The following is a 5,293-nucleotide window of genomic DNA, read 5'->3' on the forward strand; positions in this document are numbered from 1 at the left end:
CATTCTTGGCGGGCACCGTGATCACCTTCGTCTTCGGCATGGCCTGGCTGGCCATTTCCCTGGGCGCCGACCTGCAGCAGACGCTCGAGTGGGGCCTGTACCCGTTCATCATCGGCGGCATCGTGAAGTCGCTGATCGCGGCAGCCGCCATGCCGGCAGCGTGGAAGCTGGCGGCCCGACTGCCCAAGGACTCCGCCCGCGCCTAGCGGCTGGGTGGCTAAGCGCCTGGGCGGCGGGCGGCGGGCTTTCGCGCCCGCTGCAGCCTGACAACTTCACAGCGCGACGCCGGTGCCCGGGTGGGGATTCTTCCTCGCCCGGGCACCGGCGTCGTTGTCTGTGGTGTCGGCCGGCGGGCCGGGTGACGCCGGTTGTCTCTCTCCCACGCCTGGTCCCACCAGCGTTCACCGACATGATTCCCATGCGCACTCGACACGCATTCCCCCGCACTGGGACACGTATTCTCCTGCGCATTCGAGTGGTGAGAAGATGCAGCGAACAGGGCCGTTTCGCTGCATCTTCCCGCCACTGGATGGTGAGCGATCCGGGTTCGCGGGTCCAGGTTCCACCGTCGCCTCGCTGATCGCATAGGTTGGGATGGTGACGGCGCAGCAGGAAATCAGGGACTTTGTGGTGCGGCTGGGGGAGTTCGAGACGGGCCCGGCGAGCCGCAACTTCTTCTCGGCATCGGTGCCGGCGAACGCACCGCGCCGGCACAACATCGCCAGGTACTTGGAACAGATGCTGGAACGCCGCCCAAGGTCCTGCTGGTCGGGGAGGCCCCCGGGTACCGCGGCATGACGGTGACCGGAGTCCCCTTCACTAACAAGGCGCTGATTTCAGGGCGTGACCCGTTCGGCATGTTCGGCCCGGGCAACGGTTACGTGGTTCCGCCGGAGGTCCTGACCGTGCCGGCGGAGCCGACGGCAACGGTGATGTGGAACGTGCTGGCTGAACTGGACTTCCTGCCGCTGCTGTGGAGTGCCTACCCGTTCCATCCGCACCAGCCCGGGCGGCCGCAGTCCAACCGCACCCCATCGGCGCCGGAGATCGCGGCCGGCACGCTCTACTGGCAGGATCTGGCCCGGCTGTTCAGCATTGACGCAGTCGTCGCAGTGGGGAACATCGGGCACCGGAGCGTGACCGCCAGCGGGTTGGACGTGCCCAAAATCCGCCACCCCGCCCATGGCGGCAAGGAACTGTTCCGGCAAGGCCTGCAGGACCTGCTGGACACCGGCGTCATCCGGAGGAACCAATGACACCGTCGGCAGCTCCGGGCCCGGATGCTCTGCGGGCGCTCCGGCGCTGCGGTCAATGAATCGGCCGCCCGGGTGACGACCAAAAGGACTGCGCCGATCTGGCCCATCCAGGGCTTCCGGAAGGGCCAGATCGGCGCAGTCAATGGATGGGGGACTGCCGGTCGGGCTAGACGGCTTCGAGCACGCTGACGTAGTTGGCGATCGCCAGGCCGCCCATGTTGTGCACGGCCGCCCGCCGGGCGCCCGGGAGCTGCATGTCGCCGGCAGTGCCGGACAGCTGCATGGCGGCCACCACGTGCTGCGAGACGCCGGTGGCGCCGACCGGGTGGCCCTTGGCCTTCAGCCCGCCGGACAGGTTCACCGGCAGCTTGCCGTCCCGGTACACCCAGCCTTCCTCGATGGCGCGGCGGCCCTCGCCGGCCGGGGTCAGCCCCATGACCTCATACATGATCAGCTCGGCGATGGTGAAGCAGTCGTGCACCTCCGCCAGGTCCAGGTCCTCCAGCCCCACCCCGGCCATATCCAGGGCGCGCTGCCAGGCGGCGCGGCTGCCGGCGAAGGCGGTGGGATCGCGCTTTTCGGCCGGCATGAAGTCGTTCGCGTGGCCGAACCCTGCCAGCCGGACTGCAGCCGCCGCGGCACCGGAACGCGGCGACTCGGTGCTGAGCACCACGGCGGCGGCACCGTCCGAGACCGGAGAGCAGTCCGTGCGGCGCAGCGGCTCGGCGACCACGGGGTTCTTGTCCGAGACCGTCCGGCAAAACTCCTCACCGAGATCCTTGCGCAGCTGCGCGTAGGGGTTGGCCACACCGTTGCGGTGGTTCTTCGCGGCAATCGAGCCGAGGACGTCGCCCACCTCGCCGTAGCGCTTCTGGTAGTGCTTGGCGGTCTCGGCAAACAGGCCGGCAAACCCGGTGGAGCTCGGCTTGCCGGCGGCCTCGTAGTCGGCGCCCAGCAGGGCAGCGCCCACCACGTCGGCGCCGGCATGGGTCATCTTCTCGGCGCCGATCACCAGCACGTTGTGCGCCGTGCCGGCCAGCAGCGACTTGGCACCCTGCTGAACGGCCGCCGAACCGGACGCGCAGGCGTTCTCCACCCGGGTTGCCGGCACGTTCGCCAGATCGTCGGAGACCTGCAGGGCCAGCGAGGACGCAAAGCCCAGCGGCACCATGCCGGAGTTGAACTGGCCCAGGTAGATCTCGTCGATCTGCCCCGGCTCCAACCCGGCGTTGGCGATGGCCTCCCGGGCCACCCCGACAATCAGCGATTCCAGCGTCTCGTCGGCCAGCTTGCCGAAGGGGGAGTGCCCCCAGCCGGTCAGCAGGATGTCCCGGCCGAAATGTTGCTTCAGGCTCATCAGTGAGTTCCTTCCAGCGCTGTTTCCCGTGCGCCGGCCGGTTCGGCGGCGGCTTCGTCCAGTTCAGGGGCGACGGCGAAGTCCGGCTCGGTCTTCTCCCGCACCTCGGCCACGGTGACCCCCGGCGCCAGGCGGACCAGCCGCAGCGGGAGGGCACCGCCGTCGTCGTCAATGTCGAAGACGGCGAGGTCCGTGATGATCCGGTTGACCACCTTCACTCCGGTCAGCGGCAGCGAGCATTCGTTGACGATCTTGGGCGTGCCGTCCTTGGCGACATGCTCGGTGAGCACCACCACGCGCGGGGTACCGGCGACCAGGTCCATGGCGCCGCCCATGCCCTTGACCATCTTCCCGGGGATGGTCCAGTTGGCCAGGTCGCCCACGGCGGAGACCTGCATGGCGCCCAGGACAGCGGTCTTCACGTGGCCGCCGCGGATCATGCCGAAACTGGTGGCCGAATCGAAGATGGAGCCGCCGGGCAGCACCGTGACGGTCTGCTTGCCGGCGTTGATCAGGTCGGCGTCCTCGTCGCCCTCGTACGGGAACGGGCCCATCCCCAGCAGGCCGTTTTCGCTCTGCAGCACCACCCGCACGCCTTCCGGCAGGTTGTTGGCCACCAGCGTGGGGATGCCGATGCCCAGGTTGACGTAGTCTCCGTCGTTCAGTTCGGCGGCCGCGATGGCCGCCATCTCGTCACGTGTCCAAGCCATGATGTGCTCCTTCTGGTCTGAAATCTCAGGCGCCGACGGCGGCGGGGCGGGGGCGGACGGTACGCTGCTCGATGTCCTTGGCGCGGTCCGAGGCCTGCACGAGGCGCTGGACGTACACGCCCGGGGTGACGATGTGGTTCGGGTCCAGCTCTCCCGGCTCCACGATCACCTCGGCCTCGGCGATGGTGACGCGGCCGGCGGTGGCCACCACCGGGTTGAAGTTGCGGGCGGTGTAGCGGTAGACCAAGTTGCCGTCCGTGTCGGCGGTGTGGGCGTGGACGAGGGACAGGTCGGCTACGATCCCGCGCTCCTGCACGTAAAGCTCGCCGTCGAACTCCTCGTGCGGCTTGCCTTCGGCGATCACCGTGCCCACCCCGGTCTTGGTGTAGAAGGCCGCGATGCCCGCGCCGCCGGCGCGGAGGCGCTCGGCGAGCGTGCCCTGCGGGTTGAACTCGACCTCCAGCGTGCCGGCCAGGAACTGCTGGGCGAACAGCTTGTTCTCGCCCACGTAGGAGGCCAGCACCTTGCGGACCTGCCCGGCCTCGATCAGCACGCCCAAACCCTTGCCATCGACGCCCATGTTGTTCGAGACCACCGTCAGGTCCTTGACGCCGGAATCGCGCACCGCGTCGATCAGGTCCGCGGGGATGCCGGAGAGCCCGAATCCTCCCACCGCGATCGTCATCCCGTCATGCAGTACGCCGGCCAGCGCGGCGGCCGGTCCTGCCGTCAGTTTGGACATTGCTTCCTCCTCGTTGAGTGCCGTCCGCAGCCACTCGTCCTGACCTGGCGCGGAACTTGTCCATCTTGTGGACAGCTGTTATCCGGCAGACTAGTGGTGCCGCGGCGCAACCGTCAACGGGCGGCCAAGAACTGCATTCACAGTGTGGACAGCGGCGGGTAGACTGTCCACATTGTGGATCGGCGGGGCGGCATAACCGACCCGGCCCGGCCGCCAGACCGCCAGGAGGACAATTGCCGGACAAGCAGGTACAAGGAGCCCAAGTGGTCGGCCGGGTAGCCCGGCTGCTGCGGATCGTCGGACGCGCCCCGGAGACCGGCGCGGCCCTGGCGGACATCGTCCGGGCCTCGGGCCTGACCCGGCCCACGGTCTACCGGCTGCTGAACTCCCTCGCCGCCGAGGGCCTGCTGGACCATCATGCGGAGACCGGCACCTGGCATCTGGGCCCGGAGCTTTATGTGCTCGGGTCGGTGGCCGCTGGCCGCTTTGCGATCGAGGACCTGGCCCGGCCGCGCCTGCAGCGGTTGGCGGACGAAACGGGCGAGAGCGCCTTTCTGTCCATCCGGCGGGGCGACGAAACCGTCTGCCTGGTCCGGGTGGAAGGCAGCTTTCCGGTCCGCTCCTTTGTGCTGCACGAAGGCGTCCGCTTCCCGCTGGGCATCGCTTCGGCCGGGCTGGCCATCATGGCCTTTCTGGAGGACGGGGAAATCGACCGGCTGCTCGACGACGGCGGTGCCCGGGTTGAGCGCTTCGGCCCGGCGCATGCGCCGGACAAGATCCGCGCGAACCTGGCCGAAACCCGGCAGCGGGGCTATACCGTCAACCCGGGGCTGATCCTGGAGGGCAGTTGGGGGATGGGCGCGGCCGTCTTCGACCGGCACGGCCAGCCGGCCTGGGCGCTGTCGCTGACCGGCATCGAACAACGGTTCCGGTCCGACCGGCAGGAGTTCCTCGGCAAGCTGCTCCTGGAGGAGGCGCACATCCTCACGCAGCAGTTGCGTGAACAGCCCCAGGTCCGCCGTTAGGCTCGAGGCAGCCGGGCACTTTCGGCCGGCACCAGAACACCCTAGGAGCAACGATGGCCGGGCACCACCCGCTGCGCACCGCCGTGATCGGCTACGGACTCTCCGGCAGGGTCTTCCACGCGCCGTTGCTGGAGGCCGCGGGCGGGTACTCGCTGGACGCGATCGTCACGGCCAACCCCGAGCGGGCCGCACAGGCGGCGGCC

Annotated in this window: 8 protein-coding genes; 5 read left to right on the forward strand and 3 right to left on the reverse strand. The window is 69.0% G+C overall.

Translation table 11 applies throughout. The features are described 5' to 3' along the window. From AC5RUJ_RS10345 to AC5RUJ_RS10355, 3 genes are all read left to right on the forward strand, one after another. Window positions 1–206 (forward strand): biotin transporter BioY (locus AC5RUJ_RS10345; protein ID WP_494155832.1); only part of this gene is annotated, 206 nt, incomplete at its 5' end. 391 nt (window positions 207–597) lie between these two features. Further along, window positions 598–798, forward strand: coding sequence for a hypothetical protein (locus tag AC5RUJ_RS10350; protein ID WP_494155833.1), 201 nt, complete (start codon window positions 598–600; stop codon window positions 796–798). Further along, the gene (locus AC5RUJ_RS10355) at window positions 795–1,256 is read left to right on the forward strand and encodes a uracil-DNA glycosylase (protein WP_494127581.1); all 462 of its coding nucleotides are present in this window, start codon (window positions 795–797) and stop codon (window positions 1,254–1,256) included. Before AC5RUJ_RS10350 ends, AC5RUJ_RS10355 begins: the two co-directional genes overlap by 4 nt. A 166-nt stretch (window positions 1,257–1,422) precedes the next feature. On the opposite strand, the gene AC5RUJ_RS10360 is transcribed toward AC5RUJ_RS10355, so the two are convergent. From AC5RUJ_RS10360 to AC5RUJ_RS10370, 3 genes are read right to left on the reverse strand one after another with little or no spacing between them, the layout of a single operon-like run. Next, window positions 1,423–2,613: an acetyl-CoA acetyltransferase gene (locus AC5RUJ_RS10360; RefSeq protein WP_494127580.1), complete on the reverse strand. Its 1,191-nt coding sequence runs from the start codon at window positions 2,611–2,613 to the stop codon at window positions 1,423–1,425. Further along, window positions 2,613–3,323 (reverse strand): CoA transferase subunit B, encoded by a 711-nt coding sequence (locus tag AC5RUJ_RS10365; RefSeq protein ID WP_494127579.1) that lies wholly within the window; start codon window positions 3,321–3,323, stop codon window positions 2,613–2,615. The genes AC5RUJ_RS10360 and AC5RUJ_RS10365 overlap by 1 nt, the downstream gene beginning before the upstream one ends. Window positions 3,324–3,348: 25 nt before the next feature. Continuing rightward, on the reverse strand, window positions 3,349–4,065 hold the full coding sequence (locus AC5RUJ_RS10370) for a CoA transferase subunit A (protein WP_494049327.1): 717 nt from the start codon (window positions 4,063–4,065) through the stop codon (window positions 3,349–3,351). Window positions 4,066–4,328: 263 nt separating this feature from the next. Here AC5RUJ_RS10370 and AC5RUJ_RS10375 point away from each other — a divergent pair, with 263 nt between their 5' ends. Further along, window positions 4,329–5,090 carry an IclR family transcriptional regulator gene (locus AC5RUJ_RS10375; RefSeq protein WP_494013716.1) on the forward strand — a complete coding sequence of 254 codons (762 nt, stop codon included), beginning with the start codon at window positions 4,329–4,331 and terminating at the stop codon, window positions 5,088–5,090. Between the two features lie 53 nt (window positions 5,091–5,143). After that, window positions 5,144–5,293 (forward strand): Rossmann-fold NAD(P)-binding domain-containing protein (locus tag AC5RUJ_RS10380; protein ID WP_494155834.1); only part of this gene is annotated, 150 nt, incomplete at its 3' end.

It is taken from the genome of Arthrobacter sp. Y3223164 (assembly GCF_059091005.1).

What these genes read in the sequence shown, in the direction of transcription:
- AC5RUJ_RS10365 (WP_494127579.1), bottom strand. Translation starts at nt 3,323, where the DNA reads ATGGCTTGGACACGTGACGAGATGGCGGCCATCGCGGCCGCCGAACTG.
- AC5RUJ_RS10360 (WP_494127580.1), bottom strand. Translation starts at nt 2,613, where the DNA reads ATGAGCCTGAAGCAACATTTCGGCCGGGACATCCTGCTGACCGGCTGG.
- AC5RUJ_RS10355 (WP_494127581.1), top strand. Translation starts at nt 795, where the DNA reads ATGACGGTGACCGGAGTCCCCTTCACTAACAAGGCGCTGATTTCAGGG.
- AC5RUJ_RS10370 (WP_494049327.1), bottom strand. Translation starts at nt 4,065, where the DNA reads ATGTCCAAACTGACGGCAGGACCGGCCGCCGCGCTGGCCGGCGTACTG.